The sequence below is a fragment of the Streptomyces odonnellii genome, assembly GCF_000981895.1.
Classification (GTDB): Bacteria; Actinomycetota; Actinomycetes; order Streptomycetales; family Streptomycetaceae; genus Streptomyces; species Streptomyces odonnellii.
On the sequence record NZ_LATD01000600.1, the window covers coordinates 1 to 2085 of the forward strand.

The following is a 2085-nucleotide window of genomic DNA, read 5'->3' on the forward strand; positions in this document are numbered from 1 at the left end:
GGGACCGTGCCGGGAGCCGAACCCCAGGCCGGGACCGTGCCGGGAGCCGAACCCCAGGCCGGGACCGTGCCGGGAGCTGAGCACCGGTCCGGAACCGTGCCCGAAGCCCAGCACCGGACCGTATCCGAAGCCGAGCACCGGGCCGGAACCCTGCCGGGAGGCGAGCCCCGGGCCGAAACCGTGCCCGAAGCCCAGCACCCGGCCAGGACCGTGCCCGGAGCCGAGCACCCGGCCGGACCCGTGCCCGGGGCTCGGTCCCGGGGGGTGTCGCGGCTCTGGGCCGGGTCCGATGACGCCGCCGCCGGGCTCGTGGCCGCTCTCGCGTTTCCCGAGCGGGTCGCGCGGGCGCGTGGCGGGGCCGCGTTCCTCATGGTTTCCGGGACCGGGGCCGAGGTGGGGGAAGGGTCCGGGCTGCGTGGGGCCGGGTGGCTGGCGGTGGCCGTGGCGGACCGGCCCGCGCACTCGGCCTCCGCGCGGGTGCGGCTCGCCGCCGTCATCGACGAGGACACCGCCCGGGCAGCCGCGGGACGGCTGCGGGTGGCGGGCGAGGAGGTGCGCTGGGAGGACGGCGACGTGGTGGCCCGGCGTGTCGAACGGCTCGGGGCCGTGGACCTCTCCGTACAGCCGTTGAAGCGGCCCGCTCCCGGTCTTCTGCGGACCGCTCTGCTGGACGGTCTGGAGCGGGAGGGGCTCGGGCTGCTGCGGTGGACCCGGGACGCGGAGGCGCTGCGCGACCGGCTGGCGTTTCTGCACCGTGAGGCGGGCGCGCCGTGGCCGGATGTCTCGGACGCCGCGCTGCTGTCCCGTACCGGGGACTGGCTGGAGCCGGAGCTGTCGCGTGCCGCCCGCCGCGCCGATCTGGAGCGGATCGACGCGGGGCAGGCGCTGCGGCGGCTGCTGCCCTGGGCGTCCGGCGACGCGGCGCGGCTGGACGAACTGGCGCCGGAGCGGATCGAGGTGCCCAGCGGCTCGCGGGTACGGGTCGAGTACGGCGGGCCGCAGCCCGTACTGGCCGTGAAGCTCCAGGAGTTGTTCGGGCTGAGCGAGACCCCGAGCGTCGCGGGCGTCCCGGTCCTGGTCCATCTGCTGTCGCCCGCGGGGCGGCCCGCGGCGGTGACGGCGGATCTGGCGTCCTTCTGGCGGGACGGCTATCGCGCGGTACGGGCGGAACTCCGTGGCCGCTACCCCCGCCACCCCTGGCCCGAGGACCCGTCGGCGGCGGTGGCGACGCGTCGTACGAACAACCGGCGCTGAAACGACGGGCGTTGAGCGGAACCGGACCGCCCTCCGTCCGGACGGACGGAGGGCGGCGGGCGGAACTGGGCGCGGGGCCCGCGCCGGGTCAGACGGCGGGAGCGACGACGTTCAGTTCGATGGTGAGCGTCGCGCCGCCCTCGGCCTGGAGGCGGAGCAGGAACGTACCCGCGGTGTCGCTCGCGTAGACCGCCGGGAGCTGGAGGACACCGTTGGCGTCCGTGGTGAGGCCGGTGAGGCTGTGGAGCGGATTGCCCGCCGCGTCCTTGAAGTAGGCCCCCACGGGCGTGGCACCGTCCGCCGAGGTGATCTCGGCGGTCACCGAGACACCGCCGACGGCCACTCCCCCGGACGTCGCCCTGACCTCGACCGTGCCGAACTCCGCGCCGGGCGCGGCCGTCAGCGCCCCGTCGGTGGTCCTGGCGAGGGCGTCCACCTGGCGGGCCGTGACGCTCGCGGTGTACTCGACGGCGTCGACGCCCGCGACGGCGACCGAGGCCCGGACCGTGAACTCACCGGTCTGCTCGCCCGCCTGGAGGGCCGGCGCGGTGGCCGTACCGTCCGCGCCGGTCTCGACGGTCACGCTGGACGCGCCCCCGGAGAAGCTCGCGTCGGTGCTGCCGATGATCTCGAAGTGCACGGGTACGCCGGCCATGGCCTTGCCGGACGCGTCCTCCGCCCGTACCCCGGGGCGCTCGCCGAACGCACTTCCGGCCACGGCGCTCAGCGCGCCCGAGGCCGTCTTCTCGATCCGGGCGACAACGGGGTCCGGGGCAGGGGTGCTGGGGTCGCCGGTGCCCGGCGCCGGCGACCCCAGCACCCCTGCCCCGG

1 protein-coding gene and 1 pseudogene are annotated in these 2085 nt (G+C 76.6%); one reads left to right on the forward strand and one right to left on the reverse strand.

All coding sequences use genetic code 11. The annotated features are described in order from the left end of the window. Positions 1-1254, forward strand: a 1254-nt coding sequence (locus WH07_RS35495) for an ATP-dependent helicase C-terminal domain-containing protein (protein ID WP_332836394.1), incomplete at its 5' end; no start/stop codon positions are given. Between the two features lie 88 nt (positions 1255-1342). Here WH07_RS35495 and WH07_RS35500 read toward each other — a convergent pair. Beyond that, a pseudogene (locus WH07_RS35500) lies at positions 1343-2085 on the reverse strand (lytic transglycosylase); the annotation flags it as partial.